Genomic DNA, 20,972 nt, shown 5'->3' with positions numbered 1-20,972 from the left:
CCCCGAACTGGTAGCAAAGAGGACGTGAGTACATCCGACGGCACCCCGTCTGCCGACCATCAGGTGAACGACGAGGATCTGTCGACGGTCGCCGCGCAACTCGGCCGCGAGCCGCGTGGAGTCATCGAGATCAGTTATCGCACGCCCGACGGGGTACCCGCTGTGGTCAAGACCGCACCGCGGCTACCGGACGGCACACCGTTCCCGACGCTGTACTACCTCACAGATCCGCGGTTGACCGCAGAGGCCAGTCGACTCGAGTCGGCAGGGGTGATGAAGGACATGACGGCGCGGCTGGCCGTCGACGATGAACTCGCCGCCGCGTACCGGAGCGCGCACGAGTCGTTTCTCGCCGAGCGTGACGCCATCGAATCGCTGGGGACCGATTTCTCCGGTGGCGGGATGCCCGACCGGGTGAAATGCCTGCACGTCTTGATCGCGCACTCGCTGGCCAAGGGGCCCGGTGTCAACCCGCTCGGCGACGAGGCGGTGGCACTCGCAGCGGCAAACGGCTTGCGCGGCAGCGCCATTCCCGATGATTGGCCGGATCTCGCGCAGGCCGCTGTGGACGAGCCGTGACCGTCGTCGCCGCAGTGGACTGCGGCACCAACTCGATCAGACTGCTCGTCGCGCAAGAGGAGACGTCTGCCGCTCGACACCAGCCGCGCTTGCGCGATCTGCACCGTGAGATGCGGGTCGTGCGTCTCGGGCAAGGCGTCGACGCCACGGGTGAGTTCGCCGACGAGGCCATCGAACGCACCCGGGTTGCGCTCTCGGACTACGTCGACACCATGCGCGCCCTCGACGTCGAACGTGTGCGCATGGTCGCCACCTCCGCAACCCGCGACGCGCGCAATCGTGACGTGTTCTTCGCGATGACCGCTGAGCTCCTCGGTTGCGTCGTCGACGGCACGCAGGCCGAGGTGATCACCGGCAATGAGGAGGCGCGACTGTCGTTCCGTGGCGCCGTCGGCGAACTCGACTCTGCCGACGGGCCGTTCGTGGTGACCGATCTCGGTGGCGGCTCGACGGAGGTCGTGCTCGGCGACGCCCACGGTGTGTCCGCGGCGTACTCCGCCGACGTCGGCTGTGTCCGCACCACGGAGCGCGCTCTTCGCTCGGATCCGCCGACCGCGGACGAGGTCGGCGATGCGCAGCACTTCATCCGCGACCGACTGGCGGTTGCCTTCGAGGCCGTGCCCGTTGAGCAGGCCGCGACGTGGGTCGGCGTTGCGGGCACATTGACGACGATCGCAGCCGTGAACGCGGGGATGGAGTCCTACGATTCCGACTTGATTCACTTGTCGCGCATCGGGATCGACGATCTCGATCGTGTGTGTCACGAGCTCGTGAGCATGACGCGTGCCGAGCGTGCGGCGCTCGGCCCCATGCATCCCGGCCGGGTCGACGTGATCGGCGGCGGCGCACTCGTGACGCTGGAACTGGCCCGCGTACTGTCCGAGCGGGCCGGCATCACCGAACTCGTGGTGAGCGAGCACGACATCCTCGACGGCATCGCGCTCGGATTGCTGGAGTAGGGCCGGATCACCTGCGGCGCAGCAACATCTGGGTCTCCGGGAATCGGCGCGCGGTATCGGGCCTGCTGACCATGCGCCACACCTCGTCGAAATTCGACGCCGCGAAGGTATGCGCCAGATCGTCCGGATACCACCGCCATGCCCGAGCAACCCGGTGATCGAACTCGACGACGCCGGGATCGTCGCGGGACTGGAATGCAACGAGTACCGGCGAACCGGGAGCGAGTCGTGCCGCCCACATCCCGAGTACGTGCGGGATCTCCTCGGGCGAGACGTGGATGAGACTGTAGCGTGCGAGCAGCGCCGCACAGTTGAGCGCGGCGGCGTCTCTGTGCAGGTACGCATCGTCTTCGAGGAAGGTGCACGCTGGGTGCCCCGCGACCGCAAGCGCGCGCATCCCTGCGCTGGGTTCGACGCCGACGACGTCGAGGCCGCGCGTAGTGAGATCAGCGGTGACATGGCCTACGCCCGAACCGATGTCGATGACTAACCCGGCCCGCGCATGAGCGCGAACGTCGTCGACGAAAAGATCGATTGCACAGCGCTCGAGCGCTCCCTGATACGGCGTCGGGAACGTCTCTGCGTAGACGTCTGCAAGCGCGTCATATCCGGGTTGATCCACGCGCTGAGCCTAGCGAAGCCGACTACTTAGTCGTGTGAAGGCGATGGTCAGCGGCTCTCGGCGGGGGCGTTCTCCGCATCGCGGAGCCAGATGTTGTTGCACGCTTCGCAGACGTCGGCCGGAATGACGCCTCGCTGTTGCAGGAAGCCGAAAGCGACACAGCCCAGGCACACTCCGAACACCGACTCGAGTGTCGCGGCGACGATGAGCGCTCCGGTGACGATCTGTGCGGCGAGACCGTACCCCAGCAGACTCAGAATCAGCGCGGTGGCGGAGAAGACGAGTCCGATGCCCTGCGCGAACCGCTTCGGCGGACCGGGGACGAGCTTCTCTCGGCGCAAGACCCTGGGCACGATGACCCGCACCGACAGTTGTCCGAAGGGCGAGAGCCTGGGCCCGGACAGAACGCGCAGCAGAAACCCGAGCGCGAGTAGCGCGTAGACGATCGGGTGGTTTACCACGATGGCCACGACAGCCAGCACCACCACCAGGCCCGCGGTCGATCGGGCCGCGTACTCGTTGACCGGGTTGGGAAAGGTGAAGAGTGCTGATGTGGACACGAAACTCCCCGTGCAGATGTCGATGCGCGATACACGTTCGCACTGAAACACGATCACACTACGGTGGGGTCGACCGCGATCGCCAACGTTGCACCCATGGTGAGCACAAAGAGTCTGACCAGCGTCGATGGCTCCCACGCAGAAACGGGGGCTGATCCGTCACGGATCAGCCCCCGTTGTCGTCACCGGTTTGTCGCATCAGGAGCGGTGTGCGTCGCGCTCCTCGACGGCGGTGATGGCCGCTTGCGTGGCATCCGCATCGTCTATCTCGGCGACCAGCTCCGCGTCGAGCACCTCACGCTGCTCGTCGTTCTTGGCCTTGCGTGCGGCATCGCGCATTTCGAAGCCGTCGGTGACGATGTCGCCGACCTCTCTCGCGACGTCGGCGACCGCCGTCGTGATGATCGTCGCGATCCGTCCGACATGTGTTGCGGTGGATTCGACGATCTCCTGGACGAAGTCCTTGTTGCGTTCGTAGCGATCGATCATGTACGTCACGCTACTCCGGCGGACTTCTCCCGTTCGACGATGACTTTCAGCTCGTTGTCGTCGGAGGTCATGGAGTTGGGGAGCGACAACTTGGCGATTTTCGACCAGGTCGACAGCAGCTGCTGGTGCAGCGGCCCGGTGTTGTAGGGCAGGTTGTACTTCTCGCAGATCGCCTGGACGTCCTTGGCGATCGTCGGGTACCGGCTCGCAGGGATGTCAGGGAAGAGATGGTGCTCGATCTGGTGCGACAGGTTGCCGCTCATGATGTGGAACAGGCTGCTGCCGGTGATGTTCGCGGAGCCGAGCATCTGGCGCAGATACCACTGACCGCGCGTCTCGTCCTTGCACTCCTCGGCGGTGAATGTCTGTGCACCGGTGGGGAAGTGGCCGCAGAAGATGATCGAATACGTCCACAGGTTGCGCACCAGGTTGGCGCTGGCATTGCCCAGCAGCGTCGGGAGGAAGAACGGCCCCGACAGCGCCGGGAAGACGACGTAGTCCTTGAGGACCTGCCTGCTCGCCTTGCGCCACATCCCCTTGAGGAGGCCCTTGACGTCGCTCCACTTCCGTTTGCCCGCGACGATGTTCTCGGCTTCGAGGTCATGGAGCATCACGCCCCACTCGAACAGCAGCATCAGCGCTGTCGCGTACCCGAGATTGCCGAGATAGTAGGGGTTCCACTTCTGGTCGCGCGCCATCCGGAGGATTCCGTAGCCGATGTCGCGGTCCTCACCGATGATGTTGGTGAACGTGTGGTGCATGTAGTTGTGGCTGTGCTTCCACTGATCGGCCGGACACACCGTGTCCCACTCGAATTCGCGCGAGTTGTAGGTCTCTTCACGCATCCAGTCGTACTGGCCGTGCATGACGTTGTGCCCGATCTCCATGTTGTCGAGGATTTTCGACACGCTCAGCGCGCCCACGCCGGCGACCCAGGCCGGTGGGAACCAGCCGAAGAAGAGCAGACCGCGGCCCGCGATCTCGAAACCGCGTTGAGCCTTGATGATCGAGTAGAGATACTCGCGATCCTTGGTGCCGAGGTCGGCGACGACGCGCGCACGCACCTCATCGAGTTCGCGGCCGAGCGCTTCGACCTGCTCATAGCTCAGATGAAGGGTGTTGGGGTCCGACGACGCGCGCAGTGCCGGCGGGATGTTGGTGTGCTCGGGCGGGGTGATGGTGGTGACAGTCATTGTTAAACCTCGATTTCCACGTCGCCGACAGGTGCGTTGATGCAGAGCTGGATCTGCTTGTCGGCTTCGGTGTCGGTGTCGCCGGTCAGCACATTGCGAGTGCAGCCGGATTTCTTGATTGCGACGCAGGAGAAACAGATCCCCATTCGGCAGCCCGAGTGGGGTGAGAGTCCTGCTGATTCCGCCTGGTCGAGAATCGTGCGGCCGTCGTTGGCGGCGGTCTTGCCGGATGCCGTGAACGAGAGGCTGCCCGAGATCGGCTCGTCGGGGTCGATGGCCACGGCCGGGGCCGGGCGGAACGACTCGCTGTGGACGCGAGCGGTGGGATGCGCGGCCTCGAGATCGCCGATGACGGCGTCCATCATGGGCCCGGGACCGCAGACGAAGACGTCCGCGTCGTCGAGAGGAACGCCGTCGAGATGTTCGGGGACGAACCGTCCGTCGGCGCCCCGGGTGTAACGCAGGTGCACGTCGATGTTCGGGTGCGCGGCGGCGAGCGCGGCGAGTTCCGTGGCGTAGGCGACGTCGTCCGTCGTCCGCGCGTAATGGATGAACGTGAGCGGTCCCGTGTGCGCTGAGGCTACAAGTGTGCGCAACATCGACAGCGTGGGCGTCACCCCGCTTCCTCCGCTGACGAACACGACATGGCCTGCCGGGTTGTCGGGGAGGAGGAAGTCGCCGTCGGCCTGCTCGAGGCCGTAGACGTCGCCGATCTTCGCGTTGTCGCGCAGGTAGGTCGAGACGAATCCGTCGTCGTGGGCCGTGATGGTCAGCTCGATGATGTCGGACCGTCCCGCGGCGTTCGCCGGCGAGAAGCAGCGGACATGTTTGACTCCGTCGATGACCACCTTGAGCTGGATGAACTGTCCTGCCCGATGCCCGCGCCACTGCCTGGTCGGAGCCAGTGTGATGCGGACGGTCCGAGGGGTCGGACGTGCCACGTCGACGACCTTGGCGCGCAGATCTCGCCAGGTGATCATGGGATCGAGTAGTTCGAGGTACCGGTCGACCGGATGCGGCGAGAGGCCGGCTTCGACGATCGATCCGATCACCTCGGGAAGTCGGATACTCATAGATGCTCCGTTCGGAAGCGGGTGACTCTGTTGGCTGCCACAGACGTTCAGTGAACGACTGTGCTCTCAATAGTGTTGCACGAGTTCGCCGACATGTGCACCCCTGAACGCCCATGCGACACAGCTATCTCTGACTTCATGACATGAGGCAGATCACTTGTATTCATCTCAAGTGATTGACATCACTCCAGAGCTACCTGAATATGAACTCAGGTTCGGTTGAGAACGCACTGATCCGCCCGGAGAGATTCACCGATAGAGGAGTTGCACATGACTTCAGAAGTTGTCGAGGCTGCCGGAGGCGGTGGTGGAGGAGGGTCGACGAAGCGCGCACACCGGAAACTGCTCGCTGCGGGTCTGGTGGGAAGTTCGATCGAGTGGTACGACTTCTTCCTCTACGGCACCGCCGCTGCGCTCGTGTTCCCCCACATCTTCTTTCCCGACTCGTCGCCGCTCATGGGGACCCTGTTGTCGTTCAGTACCTTCTGGGCAGGCTTCGTCGCCCGACCGATCGGCGGGGTGATCGCCGGCCACTACGGCGACAAGTTCGGTCGAAAGCCAGTGGTTGTGTTCTGTCTGTTCATGATGGGCCTTGCCACGTTCTTGATCGGTTGCTTGCCGACCGCCGGGGTCATCGGAGTCGCCGCGCCGATCCTGTTGGTCACGTTGCGCTTCGTGCAGGGACTCGCCTGCGGTGGTCAGTGGGGCGGCATTGTTCTGTTGCTCACCGAGTCGGCGAGTCCCAAGCGCCGGGGTTTTGCCGGCACGTTCGGGCAGATGGGTGTCGCCTGCGGTGTTCTGTTGGGCAACCTCATCTTCTTGGGGTCTAGCTCGGCGGTGTCGGATTCCGCTTTCCTGCAATGGGGTTGGCGTATTCCGTTCCTGCTCAGTGTGGTGCTGTTCCCAGTCGTCTACTTCATCCAGACCCGTGTCGAGGACAGTGACGAGTTCAAGGACCTCGAGAAGGAGGTCGCCGAGGGGCGACAGGTCGTCACACAGGCCCCTCTTGTCGAGGCCGTGCGACGGCATTGGCGAACCATCCTGCTCGGGTGTGGGCTGTTGGCCGCGACCAACTCGATCTTCTACATCTCGATCGCCGGTGTGCTGAGCTACGCCACGGCCGAACTCGGCATGAACCGAGACGAGTTGCTGATGGCATCGATGGTCAGCTGCCTCATCTCTCTCCCGGTGACGGTATGGGCGGGTTCGCTGTCGGATCGCATCGGGCGGCGTCCGCTCATCATCATCGGTGGAGTGGGCATCCTGCTGTGGGCTTTCCCCTACTTCACGCTGGTCAATGCGGCGTCGCTGCCGTTGTTCATCGTCGCGGTATGTGTGGCAGCGATCTTCCAATCGATGACCTACGGACCGATCGCGGCCTACATGGGCGAGTTGTTCGAGCCTCACGTCCGGTACTCCGGCGCTTCGCTGGCCTATCAATTGGCTGCGATCACCATCAGCGGTTCCACGCCGTTCGTCATGACCTGGCTGATCGCCGCGACCGGCACGACGACGCTGGTCGCTGCCTTCGTCGCGCTGATGGGCATCATCACCGCTCTGTCAGCGTGGCGACTTCGTGAAACCAATCCGGCAGCCGTTCGGGACGACGCGCAAGCGACGCCGGGACTCCTCGCGGCCGGCTGACGCTCCCGACTGCGTCGTAGCGGTGTCCACCTCACAGTGTGAGGTGGGCACTGCCGTATCCCGAAAGTGTGGTGTGTTACAACATGAATATGAGGTCAAGTTCAACTCCATCTCATCTGAGGTGGGCGTCCGCAAACCGTCGCGCCGCATCTATGCCCTCGCGTGCGAGCGCCTCGGCGTCGACCCGGCTGCTGCCGTGATGGTCGACGACCTCCAGCAGAACCTCGACGGTGCGGCCCGTCTGAGCATCACCCGCCTCGACTACTCCCATTCGAGTGATCGACGCAGGTGTCACAGCGCCCGATAGAGAAGGAGGAGATGTCATGACGAATCTGTCTGCATCCCCGGCATCGTCTCCAGCGTCCAACGCCGCGCTGGAGAGTGCACTCGAGGCCGTCTCCCGCGTGCAGAGTGATCACTGGCCCGCCCAGGTACCGCGTGAGGTGCACCTACCCATCGACGGCGGCGGAATTGTCGACTACTTGCGGCACTGGGCGGCCACGACGCCCGACACGGTGGCGATCTCCTTCTACGGGCGCGAGGTCACCTACGCCGAGTACGACGTGTTGTCCGACGCGGTTGCAGGCTGGCTGCGCGCACAGGGGGTCGGTGCAGGGGAGCGTGTCGGCCTCTACCTCGGCAACTGTCCGCAATTCCACATCGCGATGCTCGGGATCCTCAAGCTCGGGGCGGTGCACGTTCCGGTCAATCCGATGCTGCGTGAACACGAACTCGCCCACGAGCTCGCAGACGCCGGAGTGGTGGTGGTGCTGACGCATCCGGCGCTCGTCGACCTCGTCGAGTCGGTGCGCGCACGAACGTCGGTACGCGTCGTCGCGACCACCGACATGGCCGACATGCTCGAGGGGCCTGCGCCGCATGCGCCGTTCGTCATCTCAGATGTCGCTACCGACTGGGCCACGATCACCGCGACGCCCGCCCCGGTCGACTTCCCTCCGGTTGACCCGGATGCCCTTGCCGCGCTGAACTACACCGGCGGTACGACGGGCATGCCGAAGGGCTGCGAACACACCCAGGCGCACATGCTCTACACAGCGGCAACGGCAACGGTCGCGATGGGGCACCAGGTCGGCGCACAGCGGTCGGCGTCGTTGGTGTTCCTGCCCGTCTTCTGGATCGCCGGTGAGGATTCCGGGATTCTTGTACCACTGGTGAACGGAGGCACCGTGGTGCTGTTGACTCGGTGGGATGCGGACGCCGTTCTCGACGGCATCGAAGGCTACGACGTCGACACCATGGTAGGCACCGTCGACAACTACCTCGAAGTGATGGCACGCGAGGACTTTCCGAGGCGGGACCTGACATCGCTGGTGAATCCGCTTGCGGTGTCGTTCGTGTCGAAACTGGACGCGACGATCCGTGCGGCGTGGCGCGAGGCAACCGGAAACACGTTGCGCGAAGGCAGCTACGGGATGACAGAGACGCACACCGCAGACACCATCACGCTCGGTTTCGATTCCGACGACTACGACCTGAAGGGCGATCCGGTGTTCTGCGGGTTCCCGGTTCCTGGCACGGACATCCTGATCGTCGACGACGACGGTGCGCCGGTTCCGCTCGGCGACGAAGGGCAGATCATCGTGCGTAGCCCTTCGGTGATGCGGAGCTATCACAACAACCCGGAGGCGACGGCGTCGGCGTTGCGTGACGGATGGTTGCAGACAGGGGATTTCGGCAAGCTCAGTGATCGGGGAGCGCTGCACTACCTGGCACGCAACAAAGAGATGATCAAGACGAACGGTATGAGCGTCTTCCCCTCGGAGGTGGAATCGCTGCTGATGCTTCACCCCGCCGTCGACAAGGCCGCAGTGGTACCCAAGCCCGACCCGCGTCGCGGCCAGGTCGCCTTCGCCTTCGTCGAGGTGAATGGTGCCCACACGGTGTCGGCGGACGAGATCGTCGCGTGGGCGCGGGAGAACATGGCAGGCTACAAGGTGCCGGAGATCGAGATCATCGCGCACCTGCCGATGACCGCAACCGGCAAGGTGCGCAAGGGCGACCTGTTCTCGAAGGTGAACTCGGCGACGAAGGCAGGCAGGGCATGAATTCGACGACGGTGATGGTTGCCAATCGTGGCGAGATCGCACTCCGCATCATTCGTACGGCCCGCGAGCTCGGCTATCGTACCGTTGCGGTGTATGCGGCCGACGACATCGGACTGCCGCATGTCGCGGCCGCAGACACCGCGGTTGCGCTCGACGGAGTCGGTCCGCTGGCATACCTCGACGTCGACGCGATCGTCGCCGCAGCACGAAGGACCAGTGCCGACCTGGTCCACCCCGGATACGGATTCCTCAGTGAGGACCCACGTCTCGCGCGTGCCTGCGCAGACGCGGGTCTGCGGTTCGTCGGCCCGTCCGCAGCGGTTCTCGAGATGTTCGGCGACAAGGCGTCCGCTCGGCAGGCGGCTGTGAACGCAGGTGTACCGGTGCTCGACGCAACGACGACCGGAGTCGACGAGGCACAGGTTGCTGCGCTGCTCGCCGCGCATCCCGCAGGGATCATGATCAAGGCCGTCGCCGGTGGCGGTGGACGGGGTATGCGAGAGGTACGTGACCCTGCGGGGATCGCCGACGCGATGAGGGTGTGTGCCGCAGAGGCCGCCGCGGGGTTCGGCAATTCCGAGTTGTTCGCCGAAGAACTCTGCGGTTCGGCCCGCCACGTCGAAGTGCAAGTAGTCGCTGCCGGGACGGGATCTGGCACAACAGCACTCGCGCTCGGTGATCGTGACTGCAGTGTTCAGCGCCGCCATCAGAAGCTCATCGAGATCGCGCCGGCCCAGCAGATCCCCGATGCCATGCGGGTCGGCCTGCAGTCCGCAGCAGCTGTGCTCTGCGCGGCCAACGACTATCGCGGCCTGGCGACGGTCGAGTTCCTCGTCACCGACAACCGATTCGTTTTCCTCGAAGTGAATCCGCGTATCCAGGTCGAGCACACCGTCACCGAAGAAGTCACCGGCTGCGATCTCGTCGGAATAGGCCTCGCCATCGCCGGTGGTGCGGACTACGACGCTCTCGGTCTCCCGAGTGGAATCACTTCTTCCGACGGCGAGACGGTGGACGGCGTGCCCGCGCATGCCGCCGGGATCGCCATCCAGGCCCGCGTCAACATGGAGACCACCGCCGCAGACGGCACGACGGTCGCGCAGTCGGGAACCCTGCGCTCGTTCTCCGCTCCGACAGGGCCGGGAGTGCGGGTCGACACATTCGGGCGTCCCGGACTGACGACGAGCCCGCGCTACGATTCGCTGCTCGCGAAGGTGATCGGGCACACCGCCCGCGGCGAGGTCAGCGTGGCGATCCGCAAGGTCTCCGACGCGCTGGCCGAGTTCGTGATCGACGGCGTCGCAACCAACATCGGGCTTCTACGCGCGATCCTCAATGACAAAGAGTTCGACGCCGGGCCGGTCACCACCGGATACCTCGGTGAGCACCTCGGCGAATTGATCGAGCGTGCAGCGGAATTCGATGCTGCTTCGGCGTCGTCGGATGCGGCCACCGACGATGCCGTGACCGCGCCCGTCGTCGACGTGGCCCTCGCCGATGGCGAGGAACTCCTCGTGGCACCCATGTCGGGCGTCGTGGTCGAGGTTGCGCAGCCGAACACCTCTGCCGCGCCGGGCATTGCGCTTGCCGTGCTCGAGGCGATGAAGATGCAGCACACGGTGTCGGTGCCGACGTCGTCGATGCTGGTGCGTGCGCTCGTCGGCCCGGGCGACGCGGTCGTGACCGGCCAGCCGCTCGCCGTGATCGCTGTCATCGCTGTCGACGCCGACGTCGAGGAGACCGAGCCGGTCGACCCGGACCATATTCGTCCCGACCTTGCCGAAATACATGCACGGCACCAGATCACGCGTGACGCGGCCCGCCCGGCGGCCGTCGACAAACGCCACCGGATCGGGCGACGCACGGCGCGGGAGAACATCGCCGACCTCGTCGACGATGGAAGTTTCGTCGAGTACGGCGCACTGGCGTTGGCGGCGCAACGCACCAGAAGAACTGAGGAAGACCTCGTGGCGAACACCCCGGCGGACGGCCTCGTCGGTGGCGTCGCGACCATCGGAGCCGATCGGGTGGGTGCCTCCGCTGCGCAAGCGGTGGTGATCTCCTACGACTACACCGTTCTCGCCGGAACGCAGGGTATGCGCAATCATGCCAAAACCGATCGCCTGATCGAGCTCGCCAAGACCAAGAACATTCCGTTGGTGATCTTCGCCGAAGGCGGCGGTGGGCGCCCCGGTGACACCGATGCCAACGGCGCAGCAGGTCTGGAGCTCAATACTTTTCGCGAGATGGCGGCACTCCGCGGGCGCGTCCCGACGATCGCGGTGGTATCCGGGCGGTGCTTCGCGGGCAACGCGGCACTTGCCGGTGCGTGCGACGTTCTCATTGCCACACCCGATGCGAACATCGGAATGGGCGGACCCGCGATGGTCGAGGGCGGAGGACTCGGGGTCTTCGCGCCCGAAGACATCGGCCCCCTCGAGTTGCAGCGACGCAACGGCGTGGTCCACATCGCTGCCCGCAACGAAGCCGACGCCGTCGACCTCGCACGGCGCTACCTCGGATACTTTCAGGGCGACAGCACGGACTGGACAGCCCCCGACACCCGACTATCCCGCCACGTCGTACCCGAGAATCGGCTGCGCGCCTACGATGTTCGCGATGCGATCGCCTCTATCGCCGATATCGACTCGACGCTGGAACTGCGCGCAGACTACGGGCTCGGCGTCGTCACCGCGCTCATCCGAGTCGAAGGCGTCGCGTACGGAGTGCTCGCCAACTCGACGGCACACCTCGGTGGCGCGATCGATGCCGAAGCCGCCGACAAGGCCGTCGACTTCCTGGAACTGTGCGAAGCGCATCGACTCCCTGTCGTGACCCTCTGCGACACTCCGGGATTCATGGTCGGTCCCGATTCAGAAGCAGACGCGACGGTACGCAGGTTCTCGCGGATGTTCGTCGCGGGAGCACGGTTGACCGTCCCTTTCGGCACCATCATCCTGCGCAAGGGCTACGGTCTCGGCGCCATGGCGATGGCGGGAGGATCATTCCATGCGCCCGAGTTCACGGTCGCGTGGCCGACCGGCGAGATCGGGCCGATGGGACTGGAGGGCTCGGTGCGTCTGGGATTCCGCAAAGAACTCGAGGCCGTAGTCGATCCGGCCGCGCGCGAGAAGTTGTTCGACGAGTTGCTCGCCAAGGCATACGAGCACGGGAAAGCACTGCACTCGGCCACGACGTTCGAACTCGACGACGTGATCGACCCCGCCGATTCGCGCGTGTGGATTCGCCAGCTCGGACGTGATCGTGCCGCGCTGAGCTGATCAGCGACTCCGCGACGTCGTGCCGCGGCGATCGCCGCCGGTGGAGATCGAGTCGTCGGCATGGGCGGTGTTGAGTCGTCGCAGCACGTCGGCGAGCTGGGTGCGCTCGACGTCGGTGAGGACCGCGAAGAAGTCTGCTGCGTCGGCGTCCTGTGCCTCCCTCAGATCGGCGAGCACGCGTCGACCTTCTTCGGTGAGGCAGACGCAGCGCGCGCGTCGGTCCCTCTCGTCGGGCGCGCTGTGCGCGAAGCCGCGCTGCTCGAGCCGGTCGATCACCTCGGTCGCCGAACGAGGTGCGATACGCAGGTCGCGGGCGATGTCTCCGAGGCGCGGGGGCTCGTCGGCCTCCGTGTTCTCGTGACGCGCGACCACGCGCAGTGCCCGCACCTCGTGCGGGGACAGTTGCCACGGCTGCAGTGCGTCGAACCATCGATGTCGCAGACCGCGCGCCGTCGACATCACGAGGTCACGCAGTGATTCGGGTTCACGGTCGGCGGAGTCGGAACGCATGTAGATGAGGTTACCTCAATAATCGGTTACACTTGCTGAGGAAACCTCACTACATCTTTGTGAAAGGGGGTGGTTCGTCTGACGAGCCCCCACACCATGGCGCCCCCGGGCACAGGCGGTCGCGGACCAGCCCGCTCCGATCCGGCCGACCGGATTCAACTCGACGAGCGGCCCGTCAGCTTGCGTCGCGTTGCTGCTTTGTTCTCCGCATATCGACTGCGCATCGCGGTCGTGATGCTCCTGATCGTCGCATCGTCGATCATCACACTCGCCACCCCGTTCCTCGTGCGCGAGGTCATCGACCACGCGATTCCGCAGCGTGATGTGACCCTGCTCGTGTGGGCAGTGGTCGCGATGATCGGCATCGCCGTCGCCAGCTCGGTCCTCGGTGTACTGCAGACGTGGATCTCGACGTCCGTCGGGCAGAAGGTGATGCACGACCTGCGTACCCGGGTGTTCACCCATCTTCAGCGCCAGTCCCTCGGCTTCTTCACCCGCACCCGTGGTGGGGAGGTCCAGAGCCGCCTGACCAATGACATCGGTGGGATGCAGACGGTCGTCACCACGACCGCGACATCGGTGGCCGCCAATCTCACCACCGTCGTGGGCACCGTCGTCGCCATGGTCGTACTGAGTTGGCAGTTGTCACTGCTCTCGCTCATCGTGCTCCCTCCCGCGATCTGGCTGACCCGGCAGGTCGCGAGGATGCGGCGCGAGATCACCGCGAGGCGTCAACGCACACTCGCCGACATGCAGACCCAGATCGAGGAGTCGCTGTCGATCGGCGGTATCCAACTGGCGAAGACACTCGGCGCAGGACCCGCTCTGGCACAGCGGTTCACCGACACCTCGCACACCCTCGTCGATCTCGAGGTGCGCTCCCAGCTGTCGGGCCGCTGGCGGATGGCGACGATGAACATCATCTTCGCCACAATTCCTGCGCTGCTCTATCTTGTCGCCGGACTTCCCGCCACCTCGGGCGGTATGACGATCGGCACGTTGGTGGCGTTCACCGGTCTGCAGGCAACCCTGTTCCGGCCCTTGATGAGTCTGCTCGACGTCGGTGTCAGCATCACCAGCTCGCTGGCCCTGTTCAGCCGGATTTTCGAGTACCTCGACCTACCGGTCACCATCGGCGAACCCGAACATCCGGTGCCGCTGTCGGAGCCGCGCGGAGCAGTCCGTTTCGACGACGTGTCGTTCCGATACGAGGGCGCAGCGGCGGATGCGTTGCACCACATCGACATCGATCTTCCTGCGGGCGGGTCGCTTGCGCTGGTCGGCGAAACCGGTTCGGGGAAGACCACTCTGGCGTCACTCGTGTCTCGGCTACACGACGTCGACTCGGGGTCGGTCAGGATCGACGGTGTCGATGTGCGAGACATCGCACTAGGCGATCTCGCGTCCATCGTGGGCGTCGTCTCACAGGAGACCTACCTGCTGCACGCGAGTATTCGCGACAATCTGCGTCATGCCCGACCCGATGCTACCGATGAGCAGATCGAGCAGGCAGCGCGGGCCGCGCAGGTCCACGACCTCATCGCCGCACTGCCCGACGGATACGACACCCTCGTCGGCGCCCGCGGGCATCGGTTCTCCGGCGGCGAGAAGCAGCGAATCGCGCTGGCGCGCACGCTGCTCCGTGATCCACGAATCCTCGTGCTCGACGAGGCGACGAGTGCACTGGACAACGAGACCGAGCGTGCCGTGCAGGCCGCGGTCGACGCCGCCAGCGAGGGCCGAACGACCATCACGATTGCCCACCGGTTGTCCACGATCGCTGATGCCGACCAGATCGTCGTACTCGACCACGGTCGTATCGCCGAGGTGGGAACACATTCCGAACTGCTCGCTCGTGGTGGGCGTTACGCGCGACTGCTCTCCAGCGGCGAGTCCGTCGTCGCAGCGTGAGCGGTGGGCACAGGTCGGCAGTGCCCGGTGGGTCGGATCGATCGGGTGTGCGGTCGCACCGGGTGAGTGGAACTCATGCGGTGGTTCTTCTCAGCTGTGTGCGGTCGATGCTGCGCTTGAGGATCTTGCCCGTGGACCCCTTTGGTAGCTGGTCGACGAAGCGGATGATCCGGGGGATCTTGTAGGCGGACAATCGCTCCCGGCACCATGATTCGATCGCATCGGGGTCGACGGTCGAATCAGGTGTGAGCGCCACGAGGGCCGCAACCTCCTCACCGTAGTGCGTATCCGGTACGCCGATGACCGCGGCCTCGACGACGTCGGGATGTGCGTAGAGCACTTCCTCCACCTCGCCGGGGTAGACGTTGTATCCGCCGCGGATGATGAGATCCTTCATCCGGTCGACGATTCGTAGGTCGCCGTCGGCGTCGAACTCGCCGAGATCGCCTGTGCGAAAACATCCGTCGGGTGACAGTGCGGCGGCCGAGGCCTCGGGATTGCGCCAGTACCCGGTGAACACCATGTCTCCTGCGACGACGACCTCGCCGACCGTTCCCGGTGCACACGGCACACCGTCCACGTCGCGGATCTCGACGCGCATCCGCGGCACCACCGAGCCGGTGCTGCCGACTTTGCCGCCGCGGTCGATGTCGTTGAACGTGGCCATCGCGGTGGTTTCGGTGAGTCCGTACCCTTCGAGCAGCGTGCAGCCGAAACGCTGCTCGAAGGCACGGGCGATCTCGCCGGGTAACGACGCCCCGCCCGACACCGCGACACGGAGATGAGCGAACCCGTCGGCATCGGCGTCGGTTGCCTCGTGCAGCATCGCGTTCCACATCGTCGGGACGCCGCAGACCACCGTCAACCGATCACGCGTGAGCATGTCGATCATCGCCCGCGGCGTGAAGCGACCCAGTAACGACATCGATGCTCCACTGGTGAACGCTGCCATCATCACCGACGCCTGCCCGAAGACGTGGAACAGCGGCAGTCCGGTGCCCAGTCTGTCGTCGGACGTGCCACGGCTGACCTGTGCTGCCACCTCACCGGCGGCGAGCAGGTTGCCGACGGTGAGCTCGGCGCCCTTGGGTTTGCCGGTGGTGCCCGATGTGTAGAGAATCGCGGCGGTCTCGGAGAGCTCCCGATCAACCGGCGTCGCGACGGAGGTCTGTGGGCGGTCGCTCGGGGAGATGGTCGAGTCGTCGAGTTCCCAGAACGGAATACTCGCCGCCGCAGCCGATTCGGCGACCGTGCTCCCGATACTTCGGTGTCCGATCGCCAGTGCGGCCCCGCAGTCGCCGAGGAAGTAGTCGAGTTCGGCGACCGTCGACATGGTGTTGACGGTGACGATCGTTGCGCCTGCCGCCTGGACGCCGAGGTACGCGACTGCGAACTCAGGTACCGACGGCGCCGCGAGCAGGACGCGGTCGTCACGCCCGACGCCGGCCTCACGCAGTGCTGCGGCGTAGCGCAGCGCGGCGTCGTGTAGTTGCGCATAGCTCAGCGTTGTCGAATCGCCGATCACCGCCGTGGCGTCGGGGCGGGTGGTGGCGTTATGCGTCACCGGGTCGATCACATTGGGCATCGGTGGAGCCTTCCGTTCTCGTGCACGTCTGGGTCAGAGTCTGGTGAATGTGTGCTGGGACAGTATGTTCAGGCGTCGGCGACGACGCGGGCGATCGATTCCGCCACCATGACCGGCTTGTCGGAGCCCTCGCGCTCGAGGACCTGGGACATGGTCACCTGGATGCCGCCGGGGACTTCGTCGGAGGAGACGACACCGAGCCGCATCCGCACCCGTGACCCCACCGGGACGGGGGCAGGGAAGCGGACCTTGTTGTAGCCGTAGTTGAGACTGTGTGCGAAGCCGCTCAGCGAGAGCAGTTGCCCCGACAGATGCGGGCCGAGCGAGAGGCTGAGCAGTCCGTGCGCGATGGTCCCGCCGAGATCGCTCGCGGCGGCGCGCTCGGTGTCGAGATGAATCCACTGGTGGTCGTCGGTGGCGTCGGCAAACGCGTTCACCCGATCCTGACTGATCTCGTACCAGGGGGTCGGGCCGAGCTCGGTGCCGACGAGTTCGGACAGCTCGGCTGCGGTCGAGGGGCGTGCGGGCGTGGTCGTGGCAGTCATGCGGCCTCCTGGATGTTGGTGCCGACGAACCACCATGGCCGTGTTCGACGACAGGCATTGAAACTGAAATCAGATTCAACTATAGATGGTTGTCGAGATCGCGATCACGTTTCGGGTCGGCTGTGAACGACGCCCGGCGATGACTCGACCCGCGACGTGCCCATGACCAGTGAAGGGACCCGCACGCCATGACATCTCCAGACCTGACCGGGCGCACCGCCATCGTGTCGGGTGCCTCACGCGGCATAGGTTTGGCAGCCGCGCGGACACTCGCGGAAGCGGGTGCGAACGTCGTCGTGACGTCGCGCAAGCAGGAGTCGGCCGACGCCGCGGCCGAGCAGATCGGTCCCCGTGCGCTCGGCCTCGCGGCGCATGCCGTCGACGAGGAGGCTGCTCGTAGGTGCATGCAACTGACCCTCGAGCGCTTCGACAGCATCGACATTCTGGTGAACAACGCGGGTACCAACCCCGCCGTCGGCCCGCTCATCACCCAGGATCACGCGCGATTCACGAAGACCATCGACGTCAACCTGTGGGCGCCACTGCTATGGCCAACATCGGTGTGTACAACGCCTCGAAATCCGCGTTGATCTACCTGACCGAGCAACTCGCACTCGAACTGTCGCCGGGTGTGCGCGTCAACGCGGTTGCGCCGGGCGTGGTGCGTACCAGGCTGGCCGAGGCGCTCTGGAAGGACCACGAACCGCGGGTGGCCGCTGCGACGCCGCTGGGACGAATCGGCGAACCCGCCGACGTCGCCGCCGCAATCGGTTTCCTCGCCTCCGACGCCTCGTCGTGGATGACCGGGGAAATCATGGTGATCGACGGTGGCCAGCGTCTCGGCGACGTCACGTCGTATCGCTAGCTTTCCCATTCCGTACCGCTACCGCTCCACATCCGAACAGGAGATATCAATGAAAGCTTGGCGCGTCAACGAACTCGGTGATCCGCGGGACGTCCTGACCCTGGAGGACGTCGACCAGCCGGTCGCCGGGCCCGGAGAGGTGATGGTCAGGGTTCTGGCTGCGCCCGCGAACTTCCCCGACGTTCTGCTGTGCCAGGGCAAGTACCAGATCAAGCCCCCGCTGCCGTTCACGCCAGGGGTGGAGTTCTGCGGCGAGGTCGTCGCGGTCGGCGACGGGGTCTCCCGCGCTGCAGTGGGCGAGCGGGTCGTGGGTACTCCGGTACTGCCCGGCGGTGCTTTCGCCGAGTACGCACTCATGAACGAGGCCAACGTGTTCGCTGCGCCGGAAGCACTTGACGACGCCGAGGCTGCTGCGCTGACCATCGGGTACCAGACCGCGTGGTTCGCGCTGCATCGCCGAACGCAGATCGCCGACGGTGACTATCTACTGGTGCACGCCGCAGCCGGCGGCGTCGGAAGCGCTGCGGTGCAACTCGGCAAGGCGGCGGGCGCACAGGTCATCGGAGTTGTCGGTGGACCCGAGAAAGCCTCGTATGCAACAGAGCTCGGTGCCGATCTGGTCGTCGATCGGCACTCCGAGGACTTCGTCGCCGCGGTGAAGGAGTTCACCGGTGGACACGGTGCCGACATCGTCTTCGACCCGGTGGGCGGCGACGCGTACGCGGGATCGACCAAGTGCATCGCGTTCGAAGGGCGCATCGTGGTGATCGGATTCGCCGGTGGCACGATTCCACAGCCGGCGCTGAACCACGCCCTGATCAAGAACTACTCGATCGTCGGCCTGCACTGGGGGCTCTACCAGACGAAGAACCCCGCCGTGATCGACCAGTGTCACACCGAACTGACCCGACTCGCCGACAAAGGTCTCGTCAAGCCGCTGGTCGGAGAGCGTCTGGGATTGCATGATGTTGCCGACGGCGTCGGGCGGTTGGGTGCGGGGACAACGGTCGGACGGGTGGTCTTCGTGCCGTGAGACGTCGGTAGCTCATCGGTGCGGGAGTCGGAGCCGGGGTGGCGCACGATAAACTCGCACAGGTGACCAGGACCCGTCGATCTTCCACCTCACGTGGTGCTCGGTCGGTGGACGCGCGGTCGGTGAATGCGCGAGCCGGGGGCGAAGCAGAGAGCCGCGCCGACCGCAAGAATCGCACCCGGCAGGCGCTGCTCGACACGACTCTCGATCTGGTGTCCGAACGGAGTTTCGGAAGCATCAGCTTGCGTGAGGTCGCCCGCGGCGCGGGAATCGTCCCGACGGCGTTCTACCGGCACTTCGCGTCGATGGAAGACCTCGGCGTCACACTCGTCGAGGACTCGATGCGAGTGCTGCGCCGCACGCTGCGTGAGGGCCGCCGCGATCTGGCCGCGCGCCAGGCGCTGCCGACGGCGAAGAGTTCGCTGGACATCCTGCTCCGGCATGTGCACGACAACGAGCCTGCCTTTCGATTCCTGATCCGCGAACAGCACGGCGGTCTGGCCGAGATCAGGCGCGCGATCGACACCGAACTGCGACTGTTCGCGAAGGAACTGGCCATCGACCTCTCCCGCCTGCCCGACCTCGCCGAGTGGAGCGCCGACGACCTCGAACTCGCGGCCGAACTCATCGTGACCATCATGCTGACGGCGGTCGCCGACATTCTCGACGGTGAGCACCGCGGCAGGGGCGCCGAGTCGGCGATCATCGACCGCACCCAGCGTCAGTTGGTCATCGTGTTCCTCGGAATGGCGCAGTGGGAGCCGTCCGCGGACCGCTGACTGGCGCGAATGCGCCGGGTCGCTCCGGTGGGCCCCATCGAGTTGAATCCGCGCGAGTTGAATCCACGCCGATTGCAACTGTGGGCGACGCGGGCAGCGTCGTCGACACTGAACTCCACGTGTGTCCGAGACGGACGTTTGCCGACCACCAGGAGTGTCATGTCCACCGAGAAGATCGCCGACGAGATCAAGTTCGCCTACTGGGTGCCGAATGTGTCCGGGGGGCTCGTCACCAGTGACATCGAGCAACGGACCGGTTGGGACTTCGAGTACAACAAGCGTCTGGCGCAGACCGCCGAGAACAACGGTTTCGAGTACGCGCTGAGCCAGGTGCGATACGAAGCGAGCTATGGAGCCGAATTCCAGCATGAATCAACGTCATTCAGCCTCGCTCTTCTCGGTGCCACCGAACGACTGAAGTTGATCGCGGCGATCCATCCCGGACTCTGGCATCCGGCCGTGCTCGCGAAATTCGGTGCAACCGCGGACATCCTGTCCGGTGGACGCTTCGCGATCAACGTGGTGAGCGGATGGTTCAAGGACGAGTTCACCCACCTCGGCGAACCCTGGCTCGAGCACGACGAGCGCTACCGCCGCAGCGGCGAATTCCTCGAGGTGATCCGCAAGATCTGGACCGAGGACAACGTCGACTACCGCGGGGATTTCTACCGCATTCACGACTTCACCTTGAAGCCCAAGCCGCTCAACACTCCCGAACGGCCGAATCCCGAACTGTTCCAGGGTGGTAACTCCACGGCCGCACGTAACAACGGCGGTCGCTACTCCGACTGGTACTTCTCGAACGGCAAGGATTTCGACGGCGTCACCGAACAACTCGACGACCTGCGCGCGGTGGCCCGAGCACACGACCGGGAGGTGCGTTTCGGACTCAACGGATTCATCATCGCGCGTGATACCGAGGCCGAGGCGCGCGACACCTTGCGGGAGATCGTCGAGAAGGCGAACAAGCCTGCGGTGGAGGGGTTTCGAAGTGCCGTACAGCAGGCGGGTAGCTCGACCGGTGACCGGAAGGGCATGTGGGCCGATTCGTCGTTCGCGGACCTGGTGCAGTACAACGACGGTTTCCGTACTCAACTGATCGGGACGCCCGAGCAGGTTGCCGAGCGGATCGTCGCGTACAAGAAGCTCGGTGTCGACCTGATTCTCGGTGGCTTTCTGCACTTCCAGGAGGAGATCGAGTACTTCGGTCGTCGGGTGTTGCCGCTCGTGCGCGAACTCGAAGCCGCCGAGCGCACCGCGACGGTCTGACGAGTGTCC

Annotated in this window: 18 protein-coding genes and 1 pseudogene; 11 read left to right on the top strand and 8 right to left on the bottom strand. The window is 65.1% G+C overall.

The genetic code is table 11. The features are described from left to right. Nucleotides 1-24: 24 nt before the first annotated feature. Together GOACH_RS13580 and GOACH_RS13575 are read left to right on the top strand one after the other, a co-directional pair. Complete coding sequence (locus tag GOACH_RS13580; protein ID WP_005175553.1) at nt 25-579, top strand: DUF501 domain-containing protein; 555 nt, start codon at nt 25-27, stop codon at nt 577-579. Further along, the gene (locus tag GOACH_RS13575; protein WP_005175552.1) at nt 576-1,538 is read left to right on the top strand and encodes a Ppx/GppA phosphatase family protein; all 963 of its coding nucleotides are present in this window, start codon (nt 576-578) and stop codon (nt 1,536-1,538) included. Before GOACH_RS13580 ends, GOACH_RS13575 begins: the two co-directional genes overlap by 4 nt. A 7-nt stretch (nt 1,539-1,545) precedes the next feature. On the opposite strand, the gene GOACH_RS13570 is transcribed toward GOACH_RS13575, so the two are convergent. From GOACH_RS13570 to GOACH_RS13550, 5 genes are all read right to left on the bottom strand, one after another. Continuing rightward, a complete protein-coding gene (locus GOACH_RS13570; protein ID WP_005175549.1) occupies nt 1,546-2,160 on the bottom strand; it encodes a class I SAM-dependent methyltransferase in 615 nt (204 codons plus the stop codon). Nucleotides 2,161-2,207: 47 nt separating this feature from the next. Further along, complete coding sequence (locus GOACH_RS13565; RefSeq protein WP_005175548.1) at nt 2,208-2,720, bottom strand: DUF4395 domain-containing protein; 513 nt, start codon at nt 2,718-2,720, stop codon at nt 2,208-2,210. 198 nt (nt 2,721-2,918) lie between these two features. Next, the gene (locus GOACH_RS13560) at nt 2,919-3,209 is read right to left on the bottom strand and encodes a hypothetical protein (RefSeq protein ID WP_040518699.1); all 291 of its coding nucleotides are present in this window, start codon (nt 3,207-3,209) and stop codon (nt 2,919-2,921) included. 5 nt (nt 3,210-3,214) lie between these two features. After that, the gene (locus tag GOACH_RS13555) at nt 3,215-4,402 is read right to left on the bottom strand and encodes a fatty acid desaturase family protein (RefSeq protein ID WP_005175546.1); all 1,188 of its coding nucleotides are present in this window, start codon (nt 4,400-4,402) and stop codon (nt 3,215-3,217) included. Between the two features lie 2 nt (nt 4,403-4,404). Then, nucleotides 4,405-5,475 carry a ferredoxin reductase gene (locus GOACH_RS13550; protein ID WP_005175545.1) on the bottom strand — a complete coding sequence of 357 codons (1,071 nt, stop codon included), beginning with the start codon at nt 5,473-5,475 and terminating at the stop codon, nt 4,405-4,407. Nucleotides 5,476-5,745: 270 nt separating this feature from the next. On the opposite strand from GOACH_RS13550, the gene GOACH_RS13545 reads away from it, so the two are divergent. The 4 genes from GOACH_RS13545 to GOACH_RS13535 are packed head-to-tail and all read left to right on the top strand — an operon-like array spanning nt 5,746 to nt 12,466. Then, a complete protein-coding gene (locus GOACH_RS13545; RefSeq protein WP_005175544.1) occupies nt 5,746-7,119 on the top strand; it encodes an MFS transporter in 1,374 nt (457 codons plus the stop codon). Then, on the top strand, nt 7,052-7,426 hold the full coding sequence (locus GOACH_RS24615) for an HAD family hydrolase (RefSeq protein ID WP_373279093.1): 375 nt from the start codon (nt 7,052-7,054) through the stop codon (nt 7,424-7,426). The genes GOACH_RS13545 and GOACH_RS24615 overlap by 68 nt, the downstream gene beginning before the upstream one ends. 16 nt (nt 7,427-7,442) lie before the next feature. Further along, entirely contained in the window at nt 7,443-9,185 is a 1,743-nt protein-coding gene (locus GOACH_RS13540) for an AMP-binding protein (RefSeq protein WP_005175542.1), read from the top strand. After that, a complete protein-coding gene (locus GOACH_RS13535) occupies nt 9,182-12,466 on the top strand; it encodes an acetyl-CoA carboxylase family protein (RefSeq protein WP_005175540.1) in 3,285 nt (1,094 codons plus the stop codon). Before GOACH_RS13540 ends, GOACH_RS13535 begins: the two co-directional genes overlap by 4 nt. On the opposite strand, the gene GOACH_RS13530 is transcribed toward GOACH_RS13535, so the two are convergent. After that, nucleotides 12,467-12,976 (bottom strand): MarR family winged helix-turn-helix transcriptional regulator, encoded by a 510-nt coding sequence (locus GOACH_RS13530; protein WP_005175539.1) that lies wholly within the window; start codon nt 12,974-12,976, stop codon nt 12,467-12,469. A gap of 96 nt (nt 12,977-13,072) precedes the next feature. Here GOACH_RS13530 and GOACH_RS13525 point away from each other — a divergent pair, with 96 nt between their 5' ends. Continuing rightward, the gene (locus tag GOACH_RS13525) at nt 13,073-14,887 is read left to right on the top strand and encodes an ABC transporter ATP-binding protein (RefSeq protein WP_005175536.1); all 1,815 of its coding nucleotides are present in this window, start codon (nt 13,073-13,075) and stop codon (nt 14,885-14,887) included. A 73-nt stretch (nt 14,888-14,960) separates the two neighbouring features. Here the strand turns inward: GOACH_RS13525 and GOACH_RS13520 are convergent, their stop codons facing one another. Continuing rightward, nucleotides 14,961-16,472, bottom strand: coding sequence for a class I adenylate-forming enzyme family protein (locus GOACH_RS13520; protein ID WP_005175533.1), 1,512 nt, complete (start codon nt 16,470-16,472; stop codon nt 14,961-14,963). 68 nt (nt 16,473-16,540) lie between these two features. Continuing rightward, the gene (locus GOACH_RS13515; RefSeq protein ID WP_005175531.1) at nt 16,541-17,017 is read right to left on the bottom strand and encodes a MaoC family dehydratase; all 477 of its coding nucleotides are present in this window, start codon (nt 17,015-17,017) and stop codon (nt 16,541-16,543) included. 188 nt (nt 17,018-17,205) lie between these two features. Between GOACH_RS13515 and GOACH_RS13510 the strand changes: the two are divergent. From GOACH_RS13510 to sfnG, 4 genes and pseudogenes are all read left to right on the top strand, one after another. Beyond that, a pseudogene (locus tag GOACH_RS13510) lies at nt 17,206-17,882 on the top strand (SDR family oxidoreductase). A 49-nt stretch (nt 17,883-17,931) separates the two neighbouring features. After that, nucleotides 17,932-18,915, top strand: a complete 984-nt coding sequence (locus GOACH_RS13505) for an NADPH:quinone oxidoreductase family protein (RefSeq protein WP_005175524.1) — start codon at nt 17,932-17,934, stop codon at nt 18,913-18,915. A 62-nt stretch (nt 18,916-18,977) separates the two neighbouring features. After that, a complete protein-coding gene (locus tag GOACH_RS13500; RefSeq protein WP_373279092.1) occupies nt 18,978-19,694 on the top strand; it encodes a TetR family transcriptional regulator in 717 nt (238 codons plus the stop codon). Nucleotides 19,695-19,853: 159 nt separating this feature from the next. Beyond that, nucleotides 19,854-20,963 (top strand): dimethylsulfone monooxygenase SfnG, encoded by a 1,110-nt coding sequence (gene sfnG, locus GOACH_RS13495; protein WP_005175519.1) that lies wholly within the window; start codon nt 19,854-19,856, stop codon nt 20,961-20,963. Nucleotides 20,964-20,972 lie beyond the last annotated feature (9 nt).

This window comes from Gordonia aichiensis NBRC 108223 (genome assembly GCF_000332975.1).
GTDB classification, from domain to species: domain Bacteria; phylum Actinomycetota; class Actinomycetes; order Mycobacteriales; family Mycobacteriaceae; genus Gordonia; species Gordonia aichiensis.
Note: the sequence above shows the minus strand (reverse complement) of the source record. Positions and strands in the feature narration are given on the sequence as shown.